This window comes from Candidatus Burkholderia verschuerenii, assembly GCF_001189365.1.
Taxonomy (GTDB): Bacteria; Pseudomonadota; Gammaproteobacteria; order Burkholderiales; family Burkholderiaceae; genus Caballeronia; species Caballeronia verschuerenii.
Genome location: NZ_LFJJ01000081.1, coordinates 1 through 21894 on the forward strand (window position 1 = coordinate 1; position 21894 = coordinate 21894).

The 21894-nt window shown below is 62.4% G+C and carries 19 protein-coding genes and 1 other RNA gene; 16 read left to right on the plus strand and 4 right to left on the minus strand.

Going from position 1 to position 21894, the window contains the following annotated elements:
• Positions 1 to 191: 191 nt before the first annotated feature.
• The 4 genes from ssrA to ompA all read right to left on the minus strand — a co-directional run bounded on the left by ssrA (position 192) and on the right by ompA (position 2968).
• Positions 192 to 550, minus strand: a transfer-messenger RNA (tmRNA) gene (gene ssrA / locus BVER_RS30190).
• Positions 551 to 644: 94 nt separating this feature from the next.
• Positions 645 to 1403, minus strand: coding sequence for a phosphoglycolate phosphatase (gph, locus tag BVER_RS15165; RefSeq protein ID WP_050454022.1), 759 nt, complete (start codon positions 1401 to 1403; stop codon positions 645 to 647).
• 4 nt (positions 1404 to 1407) lie between these two features.
• Positions 1408 to 2106, minus strand: a complete 699-nt coding sequence (gene ubiG / locus BVER_RS15170) for a bifunctional 2-polyprenyl-6-hydroxyphenol methylase/3-demethylubiquinol 3-O-methyltransferase UbiG (RefSeq protein ID WP_050454023.1) — start codon at positions 2104 to 2106, stop codon at positions 1408 to 1410.
• 202 nt (positions 2107 to 2308) lie between these two features.
• Positions 2309 to 2968, minus strand: a complete 660-nt coding sequence (gene ompA / locus BVER_RS15175) for an outer membrane protein OmpA (protein WP_050454024.1) — start codon at positions 2966 to 2968, stop codon at positions 2309 to 2311.
• 686 nt (positions 2969 to 3654) lie between these two features.
• Between ompA and gyrA the strand changes: the two genes are divergently transcribed.
• From gyrA to cysM, 16 genes are all read left to right on the plus strand, one after another.
• On the plus strand, positions 3655 to 6309 hold the full coding sequence (gene gyrA / locus BVER_RS15180; protein ID WP_083452201.1) for a DNA gyrase subunit A: 2655 nt from the start codon (positions 3655 to 3657) through the stop codon (positions 6307 to 6309).
• 191 nt (positions 6310 to 6500) lie between these two features.
• A complete protein-coding gene (locus BVER_RS15185; RefSeq protein WP_050454039.1) occupies positions 6501 to 7112 on the plus strand; it encodes a DUF2059 domain-containing protein in 612 nt (203 codons plus the stop codon).
• A gap of 169 nt (positions 7113 to 7281) precedes the next feature.
• Positions 7282 to 8364, plus strand: a complete 1083-nt coding sequence (gene serC, locus BVER_RS15190) for a 3-phosphoserine/phosphohydroxythreonine transaminase (protein ID WP_050454026.1) — start codon at positions 7282 to 7284, stop codon at positions 8362 to 8364.
• A gap of 39 nt (positions 8365 to 8403) precedes the next feature.
• Positions 8404 to 9486 carry a prephenate dehydratase gene (pheA, locus tag BVER_RS15195; RefSeq protein WP_050454027.1) on the plus strand — a complete coding sequence of 361 codons (1083 nt, stop codon included), beginning with the start codon at positions 8404 to 8406 and terminating at the stop codon, positions 9484 to 9486.
• Between the two features lie 75 nt (positions 9487 to 9561).
• Positions 9562 to 10488: a prephenate dehydrogenase gene (locus BVER_RS15200; RefSeq protein WP_050454028.1), complete on the plus strand. Its 927-nt coding sequence runs from the start codon at positions 9562 to 9564 to the stop codon at positions 10486 to 10488.
• 9 nt (positions 10489 to 10497) lie between these two features.
• A complete protein-coding gene (gene aroA, locus BVER_RS15205) occupies positions 10498 to 11802 on the plus strand; it encodes a 3-phosphoshikimate 1-carboxyvinyltransferase (protein ID WP_050454029.1) in 1305 nt (434 codons plus the stop codon).
• 105 nt (positions 11803 to 11907) lie between these two features.
• On the plus strand, positions 11908 to 12588 hold the full coding sequence (cmk, locus tag BVER_RS15210; protein WP_050454030.1) for a (d)CMP kinase: 681 nt from the start codon (positions 11908 to 11910) through the stop codon (positions 12586 to 12588).
• A 128-nt stretch (positions 12589 to 12716) separates the two neighbouring features.
• The gene (gene rpsA / locus BVER_RS15215) at positions 12717 to 14447 is read left to right on the plus strand and encodes a 30S ribosomal protein S1 (RefSeq protein WP_198155266.1); all 1731 of its coding nucleotides are present in this window, start codon (positions 12717 to 12719) and stop codon (positions 14445 to 14447) included.
• A 28-nt stretch (positions 14448 to 14475) separates the two neighbouring features.
• Positions 14476 to 14805: an integration host factor subunit beta gene (locus BVER_RS15220; RefSeq protein WP_050454032.1), complete on the plus strand. Its 330-nt coding sequence runs from the start codon at positions 14476 to 14478 to the stop codon at positions 14803 to 14805.
• A 319-nt stretch (positions 14806 to 15124) separates the two neighbouring features.
• On the plus strand, positions 15125 to 15418 hold the full coding sequence (locus BVER_RS15225) for a LapA family protein (RefSeq protein ID WP_050454033.1): 294 nt from the start codon (positions 15125 to 15127) through the stop codon (positions 15416 to 15418).
• A gap of 105 nt (positions 15419 to 15523) precedes the next feature.
• Positions 15524 to 16699: a lipopolysaccharide assembly protein LapB gene (gene lapB / locus BVER_RS15230; protein WP_050454034.1), complete on the plus strand. Its 1176-nt coding sequence runs from the start codon at positions 15524 to 15526 to the stop codon at positions 16697 to 16699.
• A gap of 51 nt (positions 16700 to 16750) precedes the next feature.
• Positions 16751 to 18157 carry a UDP-glucose dehydrogenase family protein gene (locus BVER_RS15235; protein WP_050454035.1) on the plus strand — a complete coding sequence of 469 codons (1407 nt, stop codon included), beginning with the start codon at positions 16751 to 16753 and terminating at the stop codon, positions 18155 to 18157.
• Entirely contained in the window at positions 18120 to 19100 is a 981-nt protein-coding gene (gene rfaE1, locus BVER_RS15240) for a D-glycero-beta-D-manno-heptose-7-phosphate kinase (protein WP_050454036.1), read from the plus strand. The genes BVER_RS15235 and rfaE1 overlap by 38 nt, the downstream gene beginning before the upstream one ends.
• 16 nt (positions 19101 to 19116) lie before the next feature.
• Positions 19117 to 20109 carry an ADP-glyceromanno-heptose 6-epimerase gene (gene rfaD / locus BVER_RS15245; protein WP_050454037.1) on the plus strand — a complete coding sequence of 331 codons (993 nt, stop codon included), beginning with the start codon at positions 19117 to 19119 and terminating at the stop codon, positions 20107 to 20109.
• 77 nt (positions 20110 to 20186) lie between these two features.
• Entirely contained in the window at positions 20187 to 20564 is a 378-nt protein-coding gene (locus BVER_RS15250) for a ComEA family DNA-binding protein (protein WP_050454038.1), read from the plus strand.
• 259 nt (positions 20565 to 20823) lie between these two features.
• Positions 20824 to 21726 (plus strand): cysteine synthase CysM, encoded by a 903-nt coding sequence (gene cysM, locus BVER_RS15255; protein ID WP_050454040.1) that lies wholly within the window; start codon positions 20824 to 20826, stop codon positions 21724 to 21726.
• The last annotated feature ends 168 nt before the right edge of the window (positions 21727 to 21894 follow it).

The following is a 21894-nucleotide window of genomic DNA, read 5'->3' on the forward strand; positions in this document are numbered from 1 at the left end:
GGCATGCCTCGCCTCACATAACCTCAACTTCCCGAACCGCCCGGTGCGGACCCGCACGCCGGGTGGTGTGGCAGGGTGGTGTGGCAGGGGACCGGCCAGCTTGCTGGCCGCCCCTATGCCGATTGCCTGCGCGATATGCGCGGACAACAAAAAACCCGCGTCGAATGAACGAACGCGGGTTTTGGGAAAGTTGGTGGAGGCGGCGGGAATCGAACCCGCGTCCAGAAGCGCTCTACGACCAGTTCTACATACTTAGTTCTGTCTTTTGATTTAACCGCAACGACGCGGACGAACACGCTGCGTTACGGCGATTCACTAGGTTTTCGACTCGGGCGTCGTGACTCCACCAAAGCTTATCTGACGTATATGACCTCTCGTGGTATTGCTACCCTAACCCGTCAGCGAATTAGTGAGATGACGGCTAGCCCTTAGGCTGCCAGTGCGAACGTATCGTCGTTTGCAGTTACGTTTTTCCCATTGATTAACGAGGTGACGGGTCCTCGGTATGCCCTGACCGCTTCACAACCCCTGTCGAAACCAGGTCGCCCCCGAAGCAGCAAAAAAGAAATTATCTCACGGAAATGACAGATGGGGCGAATCGCGCGGACTTCAACGCGCACGCCTCGTCCCGCGTGTCCTGTCGTTCAACCGATATCGCGCAGCAGTTGCTGCAGTTCCTCCGCCGATTCAACGACGTGATTCGCGTGCCAGCGCTGCGGCGGGATATCGTCGCCGCAGTAGCCGTATGCGGCGGCGACGGTGATCATCCCCGCCGCGAATCCGGCCTGCACGTCGCGCAGATCGTCGCCGATATAGACGATGCGTTCCGGCGCGGTATCGAGCAGTTCGGCGGCGTGCAGTAGCGGCGCGGGATGCGGCTTCGCGTGCGGCGTCGTGTCGCCACAGACGAGGCAGCCGGCGCGCGTGTCCAGCCCGAGCAGCGCGACGAGCGGTTCCGACAGCCGCGTCACCTTGTTCGTCACGATGCCCCAGCGCACGCCGCGCGCATCGAGCTGATCGAGCAGTTCGGGGACGCCCGGAAACAGCGTCGTTTCGATGCAGAGATCCGCCTCGTAGTTGGCGAGGAACTCGTCGCGCATCGCCGCGAAGTCGTGATGTTCCGGACCGATTTCGAACGCGCCGCCCAGCAGCCCGCGCGCCCCCGCCGATGCGAACGGCCGCAGCATTTCCAGCGGCCGCATCTCGAGTCCGCGATCGTGCCGCATCTTGTTCACGGCGGCGACCAGATCGGGCGCGGTATCGGCGAGGGTGCCGTCGAGGTCGAACAGCACGGCCTGGCACAGCCCGAGGCCATCGCCTTCGGCGACGCGCTGGGGCAGGGGAGTCGGGTCGTCCGGTAGCGGCTTGGTCTGGATGGTGCCGGTTTGGTCGTCTTGGATCATGGCGTCAGGCTTCCCGGCGGCAAGCCATCATGTAGTTGATGCTCGTGTCGTTGGACAAGCCGAAGTGCTTCGAAATCGGGCGATACGTGATGCCCTTGATATCCACCGGCAAAAGCGAAGCCTCGCGCGCGAAACCCGCGAGTTCGGACGGCTTGATGAAGCGCGCGTAATCGTGCGTCCCGCGCGGCAACATGCGCGCGATATATTCCGCGCCGATGACCGCGAACAGATACGCCTTCGCATTGCGGTTCAGCGTGGAGAAGAACACCCAGCCGCCGGGCTTGACGAGCGTCGCGCACGCGGCGACCGTGCCCGCCGGATTCGGCACATGCTCGAGCATTTCCATGCATGTGACGACCTCGTACGACGCCGGTTCCCGTGCGGCCAGCGCTTCGGCGGAAATCTCCTCGTAGGCCACTTCGACGCCGCTCTCCAGACTATGCAGATCGGCCACGCCCAGCGCGCTTGCCGACAGGTCGATGCCGCGTACCTTCGCGCCGCGCGTCGCCATTGACTCCGACAGGATGCCGCCGCCGCAGCCGATATCCACCACCTGCTTGCCCGTGAGATGGGCGTGTGCGTCGATCCAGTCGAGCCGCACCGGGTTCAGTTCGTGAAGCGGCTTGAATTCGGCGTTCGGGTCCCACCAGCGATGCGCGAGCTCGCTGAATTTCTGTAGTTCGTGGGGATCGACGTTGGTCATGTCAGCAATTGCCTTCGATAAGTCGTGAATCGGTTAGGAACGAGTATATAGGCGGCGGGATACGCGGGCAAAAAGCGGAATTGTCGATGCCTCGACGAATCCGCCGTGGATTGCACCGTTACCAGGCCCATTCACGCACGATTTGCGCATAAAAAAACCCCCGCCGAGGCGGGGGTTTGATCTGCGGCAATCGAGCTCGCGATTACTGCTGCGGCTGACGCGTCGTACCGACAACTTCGACTTCCACGCGACGATCCGGTGCGAGGCAGGCGATGAGTTGCTTGCGGTTCTTCTGGTTGCAGCCAGTCGTAACCGGGTTGCGCTTGCCCTTGCCTTCCGTGTAGACACGGTTGGCTTCGATGCCCTTGCTGAACAGGTAAGCCTTCACAGCTTGCGCACGGCGCAGCGACAGACGATCGTTGTACTTGTCCGAACCGATACGGTCGGTGTAACCCGTTGCAACCACCACTTCGAGGTTCAGCGCGCCGATCTTCGATGCGAGATCGTCCAGCTTTTCCTTACCAGCCGGCTTCAGGACAGCCTTGTCGAAGTCGAACAGAGCGTCAGCTTGGTAGGTAACCTTCTGGCTGGTGATGGCGGGCGGCGGCGGAGCGACCGGAGCCGGCGGCGTCGGTGCTTGCGCGACCAGCGCGCCATCGCACTTTGCGTTTGCCGTAGCCGGCGTCCAGAATGCGTCGCGCCAGCAGAGTTCGTTCGTGCCGTTCATCCACACGTACTCGCTCGTACCGTTCACCCAGTTGTCATTCACTGCTTGTCGCGAGGCCGGCACCGACTGTGCGTAGGCCGATGCAGCCATAACCGCGGTAGCTGCAATGAACGCGAGCTTTGAAAGTTTATTCATATTTCTCCTCTCGAAATTGAGATTACCGCAGGTTTACTGCGAGCCTGTAGACGAAGACAAGTCATACATTGCTCGAAGTATAACATTCCCCCACGGGGTACAACGCGCTGTATAGACTTCGAGCAGTGTCTAAGTTTGTGCGTTGGCATTTTGCCATATCGTTCCCTTGCAACGATAAAAATATCCCCGCACCCGCCAAGCCCGCAACCTTATGTGGTGCATGAGCAACAAGATGGGGACAGGAGCGCACCTAGGGCGAAGAAGGCGCGAAATGTGCGCACATTACGTGCCTGATAGGTGATTCCTGCGAATTTTCATCATCGTGCGAACTCGCGTGCGCAGAACGGTGAGGCGGCATGATAGCCCGCCTGAATGACGAATTGACGGAAACGTTCCCTGTTTTTTGTAAGTAATTGACACCGGCGGAGCATCCGGCAATCGGCCGTAACGGACCTACATAATATGTATACGCTATGCGTCCGGGCGGACATGTCGCGCATGGTAGAATCTAATGGTGCGCTGCGTTCGCGGCGTGCTGTATGTAACCCGGAAGTATCCCGAAGCAACTCGAAGAAATGCGCTGCGGATGCAGCGCGCGGCGTAGACGTCGCGCGGCTGGCGGGCGGGGCTCGTGAGTATCTCAAGCGCGCTGCCGTGTCGTCGCTGCACAGTTCAAGACACGGATAATGGATCAATTCGCCAAAGAGACACTGCCAATCTCCCTCGAGGAGGAAATGCGCCGCTCATATCTCGATTACGCGATGAGCGTGATCGTAGGGCGTGCGCTCCCCGATGTCCGCGATGGCCTCAAGCCAGTGCACCGTCGGGCGCTCTACTCGATGCACGAGCTGAACAACGACTGGAACCGCGCCTACAAGAAGTCGGCGCGTATCGTCGGTGACGTGATCGGTAAGTACCACCCCCACGGCGATGCCTCGGTCTACGACACGATCGTTCGCATGGCGCAGCCGTTCTCGCTGCGCTACATGCTCGTCGACGGCCAGGGCAATTTCGGTTCGGTCGACGGCGACAACGCCGCCGCCATGCGTTACACCGAAATCCGCATGGCGAAGATCGGCCACGAACTACTGGCCGATATCGACAAGGAAACCGTCGACTTCGGTCCGAACTACGACGGCAGCGAGCAGGAACCGCTGGTGATGCCCTCGCGCATTCCCAACCTGCTGATCAATGGCTCGGCCGGTATCGCGGTCGGCATGGCGACCAATATTCCACCGCACAATCTGCGCGAAATCGTCGACGCCTGTCTGCATCTGCTGAACAACCCCGAAGCCACCGTCGACGAACTCATCGAGATCGTGCCGGCGCCGGACTTTCCGACCGCCGGCATCATCTACGGCGTCGCGGGCGTGCGCGAAGGCTATCGCACGGGGCGCGGGCGCGTCGTCATGCGCGCGGCCACGCACTTCGAGGAGATCGACCGCGGCCAGCGCCAGGCGATCATCGTCGACGAGATTCCGTATCAGGTGAACAAGCGCACGCTGCTCGAGCGCATCGCCGAACTCGTCAACGAGAAGAAGCTCGAAGGCATCTCCGATATCCGCGACGAGTCCGACAAGAGCGGCATGCGCGTGGTCATCGAACTCAAGCGCGGCGAACTGCCGGAAGTCATTCTGAACAATCTGTACAAGCAGACGCAGCTTCAGGACACCTTCGGCATGAACATGGTCGCGCTCGTCGACGGCCAGCCCAAGCTGCTGAATCTGAAGGAAATGATCGAGTGCTTCCTGTCGCATCGACGGGAAGTGCTGACGCGGCGCACTGTATACGAACTGCGCAAGGCGCGCGATCGCGGCCACGTGCTCGAAGGTCTTGCGGTTGCGCTGGCGAATATCGACGAGTTCATCGCGATCATCAAGGCCGCGCCCACGCCGCCGATCGCCAAGCAGGAATTGATGGACCGTCCGTGGGATTCGTCGCTCGTGCGCGAAATGCTCACGCGCACGGAAACCGAAGCGTCGGGCGGCCGCATGGCGTATCGGCCGGAAGGACTGAATCCGGCCTACGGTCTGCAGGAAGACGGTCTATATAAACTGTCGGACGTTCAGGCGCAGGAAATTCTGCAGATGCGTCTGCAACGCCTTACCGGGCTCGAGCAGGACAAGATCGTCGGCGAGTATCGCGACGTGATGGCGCAGATCGCCGACTTGCTGGACATTCTGGCGCGACCGGAGCGGATTCGTCAGATCATCGTCGACGAACTCGGCCAGATCCGCGCCGATTTCGGCGACGAGCGCCGTTCGCGTATCGAGATGAACGCGACCGAACTGAACACGGAAGACCTGATCACGCCGCAGGAAATGGTCGTGACCATGTCGCATTCGGGTTACGTGAAGTCGCAGCCGCTGTCGGAGTATCGCGCGCAGAAGCGTGGCGGTCGCGGCAAGCAGGCCACGCAGATGAAGGAAGACGACTGGATCGACACGCTCTTCATCGCTAACACGCACGATCATATGCTGTGCTTCTCGAATCGCGGCCGCGTGTACTGGGTTCGCGTGTTCGAAGTGCCGCAAGGTTCGCGCAATTCGCGCGGCCGTCCGATCGTCAACATGTTCCCGTTGCAGGAAGGCGAGAAGATCAACGTCGTCATGCCGGTCAAGGAATTCTCGGCCGACAAGTACGTGTTCATGGCGACCTCGCTCGGCACCGTGAAGAAGACGTCGCTGGAAGCGTTCAGCCGTCCGCTCAAGAAGGGCATCATCGCGGTCGGTCTGGACGAAGGCGATTACCTGATCGGCGCGGCCATCACCGACGGCGCGCACGACGTCATGCTGTTCTCGGATTCGGGCAAGGCAGTGCGCTTCGACGAGAACGACGTCCGCGCGATGGGCCGCGAGGCGCGCGGCGTGCGTGGCATGCAGCTCGAAGACGGCCAGCAGGTCATCGCGATGCTGGTGGCGGGCGGCGAGAACCAGTCGGTTCTCACGGCCACCGAAAACGGCTACGGCAAGCGCACGCCGATCAGCGAGTACACGCGTCACGGCCGCGGCACGAAGGGCATGATCGCGATCCAGACTACGGAGCGCAACGGCCCGGTCGTGGCTGCGACGCTCGTCGAGCCGGAAAGCGAAATCATGCTGATCACGACCGCCGGCGTGCTGATTCGCACGCGGGTGTCCGAAATCCGCGAAATGGGGCGCGCTACCCAAGGTGTTACACTCATCAGCCTTGACGAAGGAACCAAGTTGTCCGGACTGCAACATATTGCCGAAGCAGAGGCGGAAGCCGAGCTCGAAGGCGATGCTGGTCTGAATGGTTCCGCAACGCCAGACGACTCGGAAAACGGCGATGCCGATCCGAGCGGCGAGAATGGCGAGTGAGCGGCGAGGGCGCCTGAAATTTTTTGTGACGAAGGCGCCGCGTAGTCGCTTTTGAAAGCCCGGATTGGTTAAGCTGCGGGACTCGGGTACATTGCCTGCGTCGTACGCCCCGTTTATGTGGGGGCGAGCATCGAGCGACAGCAGAAGCCTGTCGCCCGTGCTGAACCGGATAATTTTTACAGGGAGTAATGATGCAAGGACGTTTCAAGCAGTGGATGTTGCTGGCCGCTTTCGTGCCGACTTTCGCGATGGCCCAGTCGCTTCAGAATCAGGCGCCGGCCACCACGGCCGCCCCGGCTCCGGCAGCAGCACCGGTTGATCCGGCCAAGCAAGCCGCGATCAAGGACCTGCTCGACGCGATCGACGCACAGAAGCTGGTCGGCGCGATCGGCAACAGCGCGCAGATGCAATCGAAGCAGCTCGTGCCGGCCATCCTGTCGGATGCGCTGTCGGAAAACAAGACGCTGAACGACAAGCAGAAGCAAGCTGCCGTTCCGGGTCTGCAAAAGGACGCGGTGCCGAAGCTGGTTGATTCGGCAGGTCAAGTGTTCGCGACCGACTCGTTCCGCAAGGACGCCATGCAAGCTCAGTACGACGCCTACGCGAAGTACTACAGCACGGACGAAATCAAGGATCTGACCACGTTCTACAAGAGCCCGACCGGCCGCAAGTTCATCCAGGTTCAGGACCAGGTTGGCCGCGACGTCGTGAACGGTCTGATGCAGAAGTACATGCCGCAAGCCATCAAGGCAACGCGCACGCAAGCCGACCAACTGGTCGCGGGCGTCAAGGCGGGCAAGTAAGCTCGGCGGCATAGTCCGGAAACTGCCGGCGGGGCTTGCCGCCCCGCGCATTGGCGGGTTTTCAGGACAGTGCGATAATGGCTGTTTGCGTGCGAACGCAAACAGCCATTTCTTTTTGGGCGCGAAAACGTCGCTTCGTTTCCGCCGCGCCTGCCATTCGGGATTCCACATGCGCGTGTTCAATTTCTCCGCCGGTCCGGCCGCCCTGCCTGAAGAAGTGCTGAAGCAGGCCGCCGATGAAATGCTCGACTGGCGCGGCAGCGGCATGAGCGTGATGGAGATGAGCCATCGCGGCGCGGAGTTCATGTCGATCCACGAAGAAGCGCTCGCGGATTTGCGCGAATTGATGAATGTGCCGGCATCGCATCGCATTCTGTTTTTGCAGGGCGGCGGCATCGGCGAAAACGCCATCGTGCCGATGAACCTGCTCGGCAAGAAGCAGACTGCCGACTTCGTCGTGACCGGATCGTGGTCGACCAAGTCGTTCAAGGAGGCGCAGAAATACGGCACGCCGCATCTCGCGGCCAGCGGCAAGACCGAAGAAGGCTTTACGCGCGTGCCGGCGTTCGGCGAGTGGAAGCTGTCGGACGATCTGGCTTACGTGCATCTGTGCAGCAACGAAACCATCGACGGCGTCGAAGCCTTCGAGATTCCCGATCTCGGCGAAATCCCGCTCGTCGCGGATGCGTCGTCGCATATCCTGTCGCGCCCGATGGATATCGCCAAGTACGGCGTGCTGTTCGGCGGCGCGCAGAAGAATATCGGCATGGCGGGCGTGACGGTCGTGATCGTGCGTGAAGATCTGCTCGATCGCGCGCTGCCCATCTGTCCGTCGGCGTTCGAATGGAAGACCGTCGCCGAGAACAACTCGATGTACAACACGCCGCCGACCTACGCGATCTACATCGCCGGTCTCGTGTTCAAGTGGCTGAAACAGCAGGGCGGCCTGCCGGGCATCGAGGCGCGCAACGTCGAGAAAGCGAAGCTGCTGTACGACACCATCGATTCCAGCGATTTTTACCTCAACAAGGTCGAGTGGCGGAACCGGTCGCGCATGAACGTGCCGTTCTTTCTCGCCGACGAATCGCGCAATACCGATTTCCTGACCGGCGCGAAGGCGCGCGGTCTGTTGCAACTGAAGGGCCACAAGTCCGTCGGCGGCATGCGGGCATCGATCTACAACGCGGTGCCGGTCGAGGGCGTCAGAGCGCTCGTCGACTACATGAAGGAATTCGAGCGGACGGGCGCGTAAGCGTCATCGTTCCTCCAACCGCATATTCAAAAGCACCGCATGGACGACGAACTCAATTCAAAACTCAAACCGCTGCGCGAGCGCATCGACGCGCTCGACGCGCAGCTCATCGCGCTGCTGAACCAGCGCGCTTCCGTGGCGCTCGAAGTCGGCGAAGTGAAGAAGCATTACAACGCGCCGGTGTTTCGGCCGGAACGCGAGATGCAGGTCATCGCGCGTTTGCAGGAAATGAGCGCGGGTCCGCTGGCGGCGGATCATATCGCGTCGATCTGGCGCGAGATCATGGCGGCGAGCCGCGCGCTCGAACAGACCATCAGCGCGGCGTTTCTCGGGCCGGTCGGCACCTACAGCGAACAGGCGATGTTCGAATACTTCGGTCATTCGATCGAAGGACTGCCGTGCCCGTCGATCGACGAAGTGTTTCGTTCGGTCGAAGCCGGGTCCGCGCAGTACGGCGTCGTGCCGGTCGAAAACTCGACCGAAGGCGCGGTGTCGCGTACGCAGGATCTGCTGCTCACCACGTCGCTTCTGGTCGGCGGCGAACTCGCGCTGCCGATTCATCACAATTTGTTGACGGCGACCGGCAAGCTCGATGGCGTGACGCGCGTGTGCGCGCATCCGCAGGCGCTGGCGCAGTGCCAGCGCTGGCTGACGGCGAACGCGCCGCATCTTGAGCGGCAAGCCGTGTCGAGCAATGCGGAAGCGGCGCGCATTGCGGTGTCCGATCCGACCGTCGCGGCCATCGCGGGCGATCGCGCGGCGACGCACTACGGCCTGGGCGTCGTGTATTCGCTGATTCAGGACGATCCGCAGAACCGCACGCGCTTCGTGATCGTCGGCCGCGAGCCGACCGGGCCGAGCGGCCGCGATCAGACGTCGATCATCGTCACGGTCACGAACGAAGCCGGCGCGGTGTTCAAACTGCTGGAGCCGCTCGCGCTGCACGGCGTGTCGATGACGCGTTTCGAATCGCGTCCGGCCCGCTCGGGCGCGTGGGAGTATTACTTTTATATCGATATCGAAGGGCATCGCGACGAGCCGTCGGTTGCCGCCGCGCTGGACGATCTCGGACGCAAGGCCGCGTTCCTGAAGATTCTCGGTTCGTATCCGCGCTCGCGCTAAAAGACGTGGGCCGCGCGCGCATTCGCGGCGGCCCGATTTCTCCCGCGTCGGACGACGCGTTTTTTTCGATGTCCCGTGGCTGCGTTCTCTTTCAATAAACTGGTTATTTTCGGCGTCGGTCTGATCGGCGGATCGCTCGCGCGCGCGTTGCGCGAACGGGCGCGGCTGAGCGGGCGCGTGGTCGGCGTCGGACGGTCGGCGGCGTCGGTTGCGCGCGCGCTCGAACTCGGCGTGATCGACGAAGCCGCCGCGCTCGACGACGACGCGGCGCTCGCCCGCGCGCTGGAAGGCGCCGACATCGTGCTGCTCGCCGCGCCGGTCGCGCAGACCCAACCGCTGCTCGCGCGCATCGCGCCGTTTCTCGCGCCGACGACCATCGTCACGGACGCGGGTAGCACCAAAAGCGATGTCGTCGCGGCGGCGCGTGCCGCGCTGGGCGCGCGCGCCGCGCAGTTCGTGCCGGCGCATCCGATCGCCGGGCGCGAGTCGAGCGGCGTCGATGCGGCGCTGCCGGAGTTGTACGTCGGACGCAACGTGGTGCTGTGTCCGCAGCCCGACAACGCGCCGGAAGCCGTCGAGCGCGTCGCCGCGATGTGGCGCGCGACCGGCGCGAACGTGCATTGCATGAGCGAGGCGCAGCACGACCGCGTGTTCGCATCGGTGAGTCATTTGCCGCATGTGTTGTCGTTCGCGCTCGTCGATCAGATTCTCGATGCACCCGACGCCGAGCTGAAATTTTCGTTCGCCGCCGGCGGTTTCCGCGATTTCACGCGGATCGCGGCATCGAGCCCGGAAATGTGGCGCGACGTGTGCCTCGCGAACCGCACCGCGCTGCTGGCCGAACTCGACGCCTACACCGACGTGCTCGCGCGGTTCCGCGCCGCCATCGAGGCATCGGACGGCGCGGCGCTCGAAGCGGCGTTTGCGCGCTCGCGTGTCGCGCGAACCGAATGGCAGGAACGCGGCGCACTGAAATCTTCGGGCGATCCCGCCGCGAAATAAGGAAACACTATGGAACATCTCGATCTCGGACCCTACGCTCGCGCGTCCGGCACGGTGCGTTTGCCCGGTTCGAAGAGCATTTCGAATCGCGTGCTGCTGCTGGCGGCGCTCGCGAACGGCGAAACGTCGATCACCAATCTGCTCGATTCCGACGACACGCGCGTGATGATCGCCGCGCTCAAAACGCTCGGCGTCGAGGTGCGGCAGGACGGCGAGCGCGTGATCTTGAACGGCACGGGCGGCGCGTTTCCGTCGAAATCGGCGGAACTGTTTCTCGGCAACGCGGGCACGGCGGTGCGTCCGCTGACGGCGGCGCTTGCCGTGAACGGCGGCGAGTATCGCGTGCACGGCGTGCCGCGCATGCACGAACGGCCGATCGGCGATCTCGTCGACGGCTTGCGTCAGATCGGCGCGTCGATCGACTACGAACTCAACGACGGTTTCCCGCCGCTGAGGATTCATCCGGCGCAGATCGCCATCGACAAACCGATCCGCGTGCGTGGCGACGTGTCGAGCCAGTTTCTCACCGCGCTGCTGATGAGCCTGCCGGTGATCGCCGGACGCGCCGCGCCGGTGACGGTCGAAGTCGAAGGCGAGCTGATCTCGAAGCCGTATATCGAGATCACGATCCGGCTGATGGAGCGTTTCGGCGTCGTCGTCGAACGCGACGGCTGGGCGCGCTTTACGGTCGCGGCGGATGCGCGCTACCAATCGCCGGGCGCGATCATGGTCGAGGGCGATGCATCGTCGGCGTCGTATTTTCTGGCGGCGGGCGCGATCGGGCTGGGCCCGGTGCGCGTGGAAGGTGTCGGGCGCGCGAGCATTCAGGGCGATATCGGTTTCGCCGACGCGCTCAATCGCATGGGCGCGAACGTGATGATGGGCGCGGACTGGATCGAAGTGCGCGGCGTCGAATCGGACGACGGCAAACTGCTGCCGATCGACATGGACTTCAACCTGATTCCCGATGCCGCGATGACCATCGCCGTCGCCGCGCTGTTCGCCAGTGGCACGACCACGCTGCGCAATATCGCGAGCTGGCGCGTGAAGGAAACCGACCGCATCGCCGCGATGGCGACGGAATTGCGCAAGGTCGGCGCGACCGTCGAAGAAGGCACGGATTATCTCGTCGTCACGCCGCCCGCGACGCTGACGCCGAACGCGGCCATCGATACCTACGACGATCACCGCATGGCGATGTGCTTCTCGCTGGTGAGTCTGGGCGGCGTGCCGGTGCGCATCAACGATCCGAAATGCGTGAACAAGACCTTCCCCGACTATTTCGAGCGGTTTTCGACGCTCGTCACGGCGTAATTCGAGCGGTATACCGTGAAACGCGAGGAATTTGTTTTCAATGGCAGCCATAACGGGCCGACAGGGCCGAACGCACCGACCAATGCACCAACAGGGCCAGAATCGATGAAACCGACCCGTCCATACGACCCCACGCCTGTCATCACCATCGACGGTCCGATGGCTTCGGGCAAGGGCACGGTCGCGGCGCTCGTCGCGGCAACGCTGGGCTTCCATCTGCTCGACAGCGGCGCGCTCTACCGGCTCGCCGCGCTGGCCAGTTTCCGCTACAGCGTGGACAAGGACGATGCGCCGGCGCTGGCCGAACTGATCGATTCGCTGCATATCACCTTCCGCGAAGGCTGCGCGCAGCTCGACGGACTGGATGTTTCCACCGAAATCCGCGCCGAGGAAGTGGGTAATCGCGCCTCCGCCATCGCCGTCCATCCCGACGTGCGACGCGCGCTGATCGCCCGCCAGCGGGCCTTCCGCAAGCGCCCGGGACTGGTCGCGGACGGCCGCGACATGGGCACGGTGATCTTCCCGGACGCCACGCTGAAGGTGTTTCTGACCGCCAGTGTCGAGGCGCGCGTCGCCAGACGGCATAAGCAATTGATGCAAAAAGGTTTTTCTGCTAATATGGATGACTTGCTGCGAGATTTGCGCGAACGCGACGACCGGGACATGAACCGCTCTACCGCGCCGCTCAAGGCCGCGGCGGACGCGAAGACGCTGGACACCTCCGGTCTGTCGGTCGATCAAGCGGTCGAACGGATCATCGGCTGGCACAGCGAAGTTCGCGTGTAAGGAATCGCACGTAAGGAATGAAGCAAGCGTAGTTGCAGTAGAAGCAAGGTGCCCTGCCGGAAGCGGGGCGTGTGTTAAACCTCTTAACCCCGTATGGCCTGTCTCAATCCCGAACCACGCGCCAGACTGTGCAAATATCGATTTTTATGTCCGACCTGCAAACCTCCACCCCGAATACCGAATCTTTCGCGGTTCTGTTCGAAGAGTCGCTGACCAAGCAGGACATGCGCGCCGGCGAAGTGATCTCCGCCGAAGTCGTGCGCGTCGACCACAACTTCGTGGTCGTCAACGCTGGTCTCAAGTCCGAAGCCTATATTCCGCTCGAAGAATTCCTGAACGACGCGGGTGAAATGGAAGTGCAGGCGGGCGACTTCGTTTCCGTCGCGATCGACGCGCTGGAAAACGGCTATGGCGACACCATCCTGTCGCGCGACAAGGCGAAGCGCCTCGCTTCGTGGCTGTCGCTGGAAAAGGCGCTGGACAACAACGAACTCGTGACCGGCACGATCACGGGCAAGGTCAAGGGCGGCATGACCGTCATGGTCAACGGCATCCGCGCGTTCCTGCCGGGTTCGCTCGTCGACACGCGTCCGGTCAAGGACACGACGCCGTACGAAGGCAAGACCCTCGAATTCCGCGTCATCAAGCTCGACCGCAAGCGTAACAACGTCGTGTTGTCGCGCCGCGCAGTGATCGAAGCGACCCAGGGCGAAGAGCGCGCAAAGCTGCTCGAAACGCTGAAGGAAGGCGCGATCGTCGAAGGCGTGGTCAAGAACATCACCGATTACGGCGCGTTCGTGGACCTCGGCGGCATCGACGGCCTGCTGCACATCACCGACATCGCATGGCGTCGTGTGCGTCACCCGTCGGAAGTGCTGTCGGTTGGCCAGGAAGTCACCGCCAAGATCCTCAAGTTCGACCAAGAGAAGAACCGCGTTTCGCTCGGCATCAAGCAACTGGGCGACGATCCGTGGGAAGGCATCTCGCGCCGTTACCCGTCGGGCACGCGCCTGTTCGGTAAGGTCACCAACATCACCGACTACGGCGCATTCGTCGAAGTGGAATCGGGCATCGAAGGCCTCGTCCACGTGTCGGAAATGGACTGGACCAACAAGAACGTTGCGCCGTCGAAGGTTGTTCAGCTGGGCGACGAAGTCGAAGTCATGGTTCTCGAAATCGACGAAGACCGCCGCCGTATCTCGCTCGGCATGAAGCAGTGCAAGCCGAATCCGTGGGATGACTTCAGCCGCAACTACAAGAAGGGCGACAAGCTGCAAGGCGCGATCAAGTCGATCACCGACTTCGGCGTGTTCATCGGTCTGCCTGGCGGCATCGACGGTCTGGTTCACCTGTCGGATCTGTCGTGGTCGGAAACCGGCGAAGAAGCCGTCCGCAAGTACAAGAAGGGCGACGAAGTCGAAGCCGTGGTTCTGGGCATCGACGTCGAGAAGGAACGCATCTCGCTGGGTATCAAGCAGCTCGAAGGCGATCCGTTCAGCAACTTCGTCGCGATCAACGACAAGGGCGCTATCGTCGACGGTGTCGTGAAGTCGGTCGACCCGAAGGGTGCCATCGTCACGCTGTCCGGCGAAGTCGAAGGCTACCTGCGTGCTTCGGAAATCGCGCAAGACCGCGTGGAAGATGCTCGCAACGTGCTGAAGGAAGGCGACAAGGTCAACGCGATGATCATCAACATCGATCGCAAGTCGCGTGGTATCAACCTGTCGATCAAGGCGAAGGATTCGGCCGAACAGCAGGAAGCCATGCGCAGCCTGCAGGGCGACTCGAACGCCGCCGCGACCGGCACGACCAACCTCGGCGCGCTGCTCAAGGCCAAGCTCGACGGCCAGAACAGCTAAGCCCTGAGCCAAACAGGCACTGTTGCACATGACCAAAAGTGAATTGGTCGCCCTGTTGGCGTCGCGATTTCCGCAATTTGTCCTCAAGGATGCGGATTTCGCGGTGAAGACGATGCTCGATGCGATGTCGGAGGCTTTGGCCAATGGTCACCGCATCGAGATTCGCGGCTTCGGCAGCTTCGGGCTCAATCGCCGTCCTTCGCGCGTCGGACGCAATCCCAAGTCGGGTGAAAAGGTGTTGGTACCGGAGAAATTCGTGCCGCACTTCAAGCCGGGCAAGGAATTGCGCGAGCGTGTCGATGGCCGCGCGGGCGAACCGCTCAAAGCGTCCGATGACGACGATGCGGACGATCTCTGATCGGCGCGCATCTTCATGCGTCGACCACGAGGCAATCGACCAGAAAAGCACCTCTCGGGGTGCTTTTTTTATGCGTGTCCGGATGGCGTCATTCGCGCGACGGGTGCGGGGCTTGCTCCACCCGGAAGCGCCTCGAAACACGCCAATCGCACGGACGCGTCCGCCAGGAAAGGCGCCGCAATCGATACAGGCCGCGCGCGCCCGTGTGCCCATCCAGACGCATCAATTACAATACCGGTCACTTTGACCTGATCTTCACTGATGCGCGCCGACGTCGAACACCCGGCAGAATGGCATAACCGCAAGCGAGAGTTCCTACATGAAATTTATCGTCTGGCTGATCCGCGTTCTGGTTTTCGTGCTGCTGCTCGTGCTGGCGCTCGCCAACACCCAGCCGGCCACGCTGAACTTCCTCGCAGGCTATGCGTGGGACGCGCCGTTGATCCTGATCGGCCTGGCGTTCTTCGTGGTGGGCTTGCTGGCCGGACTCGTCTCCGCCGTGCCGGCGATGCTGCGTCTGCGCATGGAAAACGGCCGCCTGAAGCGCGAGCTGCGCGCGGCGCGCGAGGTGTCGCCGGTGAAGGAAGAGCCGCCGATGCCGCCGCTCATCTGACACTCGTGTACGCAGTTGCCTGACACTTGCGCTCTTGCTGCTGCGAAATAGCTGCTAATAAGCAGTCAACAAGCAGTCAATAACCGACTCTTCGACTTCTATCGCATGGATCTAGACTTCTGGTGGCTGCTCGTCATCCCCATCGCGTTCGCGCTGGGCTGGGTGACGTCGCGCTACGATCTGAAAACGCTGCTCTCGGAGAACGCGAATCTGCCGCGTTCCTACTTTCGCGGCCTCAACTTTCTGCTGAACGAACAGCACGACAAGGCGATCGACGCCTTTATCGAAGTCGCCAAGCTGGACCCTGAAACCATCGAGCTGCATTTCGCGCTCGGCAATCTGTTTCGTCGACGCGGCGAGACCGATCGCGCGATTCGCGTGCATCAGAATCTTTTGAGCCGTGCCGATTTGCCCGCCGCCGAACGCGATCACGCGCTCTACGAACTCGGGCAGGATTTTTTGAAGGCCGGCTTGCTGGATCGCGCCGAAGAAACGTTCCGCTCGCTGGAATCGGGCGAGTATTCGCTCGGGGCGCAGCGCGCGCTGCTGACCATCTACGAAATCGAAAAGGATTGGCCGAAGTCGATCACGACGGCCGAGCGCATCGAGAAGATGGGCGCGCCGTCGCTGCATATGGAGATTGCGCATTTTCATTGCGAACTCGCGCAGGAAGCGTTGCAGCGCAAGAGTCCGGACGGCGCGCGCAGCGAGCTGAAGCTTGCGTTGGCATCGAACCCGGACAACGTGCGCGCGACCATTCTCGCCGGCGATGTCGAAGCGGCCGCCGGCAATCTCGACGGCGCGATCGCCAGCTGGAAGCGCGTGGAAGCGCAGAACGAAGCGTATTTGCCGCTCGTCGCCGAAAAGCTGATGAAGGCCTACGACGCGCTCGGCCGCAAGGAAGAGGGCGTCGAGCTGCTGACCGATTACGCGACGCGCTATCCGTCGAACGATCTGCTCGATGTCGCGTACAAGCACGTGCAGGAACTGCGCGGGCTGGAAGCCGCGCACGCGCTGGCGCGCAAGCAAATGCAGAGCGCGCCGAATCTCGCCGGCATGACGCGTCTGCTCGAAGCGCAGGAAGCGACCGCCGAGGAACCGCGCCGCGGCGAGCTGGAACTGATGCGCAATCTGGTGAAGCAGCGCACCAAGAATCTGCCGCGCTATACGTGTCAGGCGTGTGGTTTCCGCGCGCGGCTGTTCTATTGGCAATGTCCCGGCTGCAGCGGCTGGGAAACCTACGCGCCGCGCCGCGTCGAACCGATCACGAGTTCGAGCTGAGCGCCCGAAATTCCCGAACGCCCACGAATCTGAAACCTCACCGAGCTGCTCATGAAAATCACCATCGTCGGTACTGGTTATGTTGGTCTCGTCACCGGCGCGTGTCTCGCCGAAATCGGCAATGACGTGTTCTGTGTGGATGTCGATTCGCGCAAGATCGAAATTCTCAACAATGGCGGCGTGCCGATCCACGAACCGGGTCTGCAGGAAATGCTCACCCGCACGCGCGCGGCGGGCCGCATCCAGTTTTCCACCGACGTGAAGGCGAGCGTCGAGCACGGCGATATCCAGTTCATCGCGGTCGGCACGCCGCCCGACGAAGACGGTTCCGCCGATCTGCAATACGTGCTCGCGGCGGCGCGCAATATCGGCAAGTATTCGAACGGCTTCAAGGTGATCGTCGATAAATCGACGGTGCCGGTCGGCACGGCGCTGCATGTGCGCGCCGCGATCTCGGAAGAACTGAAGGCGCGCGGGCTCGACGCGTCGGCGGAGCACCGCTTTTCGGTGGTGTCGAATCCGGAGTTCCTGAAGGAAGGCGCGGCCGTCGACGACTTCATGCGGCCGGACCGCATCGTGATCGGCATCGATGACGACGAGGACGGCAATCTCGCGCGCGAGAAAATGCGTCGTCTGTACGGGCCGTTCAACCGCAATCACGAACGCACGCTGTATATGGACGTGAGTTCGGCCGAATTCACCAAGTACGCCGCCAACGCGATGCTCGCCACGCGTATCTCGTTCATGAACGATCTGTCGAATCTCGCCGAAACCGTCGGCGCGGATATCGAAGCCGTGCGGCGCGGCATTGGTTCGGACCCGCGCATCGGCTATAATTTTCTGTACGCGGGCTGCGGCTTCGGCGGCTCGTGCTTCCCGAAGGACGTGCAGGCGCTGCTGCAGACGGCGCGCGAAAACGGTCATCGGCTGCGCATTCTCGAAGCGGTCGAGGACGTCAACAACGACCAGAAGGAAGTGCTCGTCAACAAGGTCGTCAGGCAAATGGGCGAGGACCTGCGCGGACGCACCTTCGCGATGTGGGGCCTGGCGTTCAAGCCGCAGACCGACGACATGCGTGAGGCATCGAGCCGGCGGATCGCGGCGGCGTTGCTGGCGCGCGGCGCGACCGTGCGCGCGTACGATCCCGTCGCCATGCACGAAGCCGAGCACGTGTTCGCACTCGATCTCGCCGATCGTCCCGAGGACATGAAGCGTCTGCATCTCGTCGGCACGCAGCATGAAGCGCTGCGCGACTCGGACGCGCTGATCATCGTGACGGAATGGAAGGAATTCAAGAGCCCGGACTTCGGCTACTTGAAGAGCGCGTTGAAGACGCCGGTCATCTTCGACGGCCGCAATCTGTATGAACCGGAATCGATGGCCGAACTGGGCATCGATTACTTCGCAATAGGACGTCCCCATGTCGAACTCGACCGCCACGCTCACCGCGTCGTCTAAGCCCGCCGATATTCCGGTGGTGCCGCGGGCGCGCATTTCCGCCGCCCGCGTGCTCGTGGTCGGCGATGTCATGCTCGACCGCTACTGGTTCGGCGACGTGAACCGCATCTCGCCCGAAGCGCCCGTGCCCGTGGTGCGCGTGCAGAAGAAGGAAGACCGGCTGGGCGGCGCGGCCAACGTCGCGCGCAACGCGGCGGCGCTCGGCGCCCAGGCGGGCCTGCTGTGCGTGGTCGGCCACGACGAGCCGGGCGAGCGCATCGTCGAATTGCTCGGCGAAAGCAAGGTCAACGGCTACATGGAACGCGATCCGGCGCTGCCGACGACCATCAAGCTGCGCGTGCTGTCGCGTCAGCAGCAGTTGCTGCGGGTCGATTTCGAGGATGCGCCGAATCACGAAGTGCTGCGCGCCTGCTCCGACCGCTTCACCGAGCTGTTGCCGCAGCACGATGTCGTGCTGATGTCCGATTACGCGAAGGGCGGCCTGACGCACGTCACCGAGATGATCGGCGAGGCGAAACGCGCCGGCAAGCCCGTGCTGGTCGATCCGAAAGGCGACGACTGGGAACGCTATCGCGGCGCCACGCTGATGACGCCGAATCGCGCCGAACTGCGCGATGTGATCGGCAGCTGGAAGTCCGAGGAAGATCTGCTCGATCGCGTGACGAAGCTGCGCGCGGAACTCGATCTCACGGCGCTGCTGCTTACGCGCTCGGAGGAGGGCATGACGCTCTTCACAGACAGCCAAGTGGTGCACACGTCGGCCGAAGCGCGCGAAGTGTATGATGTCTCGGGCGCGGGCGACACCGTCATCGCGACCGTCGCGACCATGCTGGGCGCGGGCGTCCCGCTCGTCGACACCATCGTCTACGCGAACCGCGCGGCGGGCATCGTCGTCGGCAAGCTCGGCACGGCGACCGTCGACTACACCGAACTCTTCGCCTGAACTCTCCGATCTCATCATGACTCTCATCGTCACCGGCGCGGCCGGGTTCATCGGCAGCAATATCGTCAAGGCGCTCAACGAGCGCGGCGAGCATCGCGTGATCGCGGTCGATAACCTCACGCGCGCCGACAAATTCAAGAATCTCGTCGATTGCGAGATCGACGATTATCTCGACAAGACCGAATTCGTCGAGCGCTTCCGGCGCGGCGATTTCGGCAAGGTACGCGCGGTGTTTCATGAAGGCGCCTGTTCGGACACGATGGAAACCGACGGCCGCTACATGATGGACAACAACTTCCGCTACAGCCGCGACGTGATGGACATCTGCCTCGAGCAAGGCGCGCAGTTCCTGTACGCGTCGTCGGCGGCGACTTACGGCGGATCGAGCCGCTTCGTGGAAGAGCGCGAGTACGAAAAGCCGCTCAACGTCTACGGCTACTCGAAGCTGCTGTTCGATCAGATCGTGCGTCAGACCATGCCGAAGGCGAAGACGCAGATCGTCGGCTTCCGCTATTTCAACGTGTACGGCCAGCGCGAGACGCACAAAGGGCGCATGGCGTCGGTGGCTTTCCACAACTTCAATCAGTTCCGCTCGGAAGGAAAGGTCAAACTGTTCGGCGAATACAACGGTTATGCGGCCGGCGAGCAGACGCGCGACTTTATTTCCGTCGAAGACGTGGTGAAGGTCAATCTGTTTTTCTATGACCATCCGGATAAGTCGGGCATCTTCAATCTCGGCACCGGACGCGCGCAGCCGTTCAACGATATCGCCTCGACCGTGGTGAATTCGCTGCGCGGCATGAACGGCGAAGCGGCGCTGTCGCTGGCGGAACTCGTGCAGCGCGGGCTGATCGAGTACATTCCGTTCCCCGATGCGCTGCGCGGCAAGTACCAATGCTTCACGCAGGCGGACCAGTCGAAGCTGCGCGAAGCGGGTTACGACGCGCCGTTTCTGACGGTCCAGGAAGGCGTCGACCGCTATGTGCATTGGCTGTTCGGCCAGCTATAAACGCAAAAGAAGTCTCTCTAGACTGGGTCTCGCGGTCGGCACTCTTCGCCGGCCGGTTCTTCACGGAGATTCCAGTCATGTTCAAGCAAGTCCTTTCCTCGATCGTCGCGCTCGCGCTGAGTCTGTCCATCGGATCCGCGTTCGCGTCGGTCGACGTCAATACCGCCAACTCCGATGCGTTGCGCGGCATCAAGGGCATCGGCCCGGCCAAGGCGAAAGCCATCCTCGACGAAAGACAGGCGCACGGTCCCTTCAAGGATGCGGCCGATCTCGGCACGCGCGTGAAGGGCATGGGCGGCAAGACCGTGCAACGTCTGGAAGCCGAAGGCCTGACCATCGGCGCGGCGCCGAAGACGGCGGCGGCTTCGCTCGCGTCGCCTGGTTCCGGCGCGGCTGTGAGCGCGACGCAGGTCTCGACTTCATCGACTGCCAAACCCGTCGTCGTGAAGAAATAGGACGCCGGTTCCTCTTCTGATCTCGCAAAGACTCCTTCAGCCTTCGGATGTGTGGGGCTACTCCGCGGATCCTCTCGCCCGCGGGGCTTTTTGCGTCGGCGCGCGGCTGACGCGTCGTGCGGACGCGCGCGCGGCATTCCATCCTGCTCAAAGGGGTGTGGCGGCGTCGATCGGACCGCTGGGCTACAATCGATGAATATTTACATCGAAAATCGTGCGGCAGGCGTGCCCTCCCGCTGGAATGGAATCCGCCCCTCATATGGCTTACATGACTATCGAAGACACGATCGGCAACACGCCGCTCGTGCAACTCGTCCGCATCGTCGACGAGGACATCCGCAGCCGCAACAACGTCGTGCTGGCCAAGCTCGAAGGCAATAATCCGGCGGGCTCGGTGAAGGATCGTCCAGCTTCGTCGATGATCAGGAAAGCTGAAGAACGCGGCCGCATCAAGCCGGGCGATACGCTGATCGAGGCGACCAGCGGCAATACCGGTATCGCGCTCGCGATGGCTGCCGCGATGCGCGGTTACAAGATGGTGCTGCTGATGCCCGAAGATCTGTCCATCGAGCGTCGGCAGAGCATGGCGGCGTACGGCGCGGAAATCGTGCTGACGCCGACCAAGGGCGGCATGGAATACGCGCGCGATCTCGCCGATCAGATGCAGCGCGACGGCCGCGGCATCATCCTCGACCAGTTCGCCAATCCGGACAATCCGGTCGCGCATTACGAAGGCACCGGTCCCGAGTTGTGGAAGCAGACGGACGGCCAGATCACGCACTTCGTTTCGTCGATGGGAACGACCGGCACGATCATGGGCGTCTCGAAGTATCTGAAGGAGCAGAACGAGAAGATCGAGATCATCGGCGCGCAGCCGGAAGAGGGCTCGCGCATTCCGGGCATCCGCAAGTGGCCGGAAGCGTATCTGCCGAAGATTTTCGATCGCTCGCGCGTGGATCGCGTGGAGAACGTGAGTCAGGCGGCCTCGGAAGCGATGGCGCGGCGCATGGCATCGGTCGAAGGCATTTTCGCGGGCATCTCGTCGGGCGGCGCGTGCGAGGTGGCGTTGCGGATCGCGCGTCAGGTCGAGAACGCGACGATCGTGTTTATCGTGTGCGATCGCGGCGACCGTTATCTGTCGACGGGCGTGTTTCCGGCCTGAGTGTTTTCAGACGTCCGCAAAAACGAAACCCCGGCGCGCCGGGGTTTTTCTTGTGCGCCCAGCATGGGCGCACTCTTGCGGGTGCAAGTCGCGCGGCAAGTTGACCACAGCGAGCGAAGTGAAGCGCAACTGCGGAAGGGCGACCGACCGTGGGGAGGAAGCGTGGAG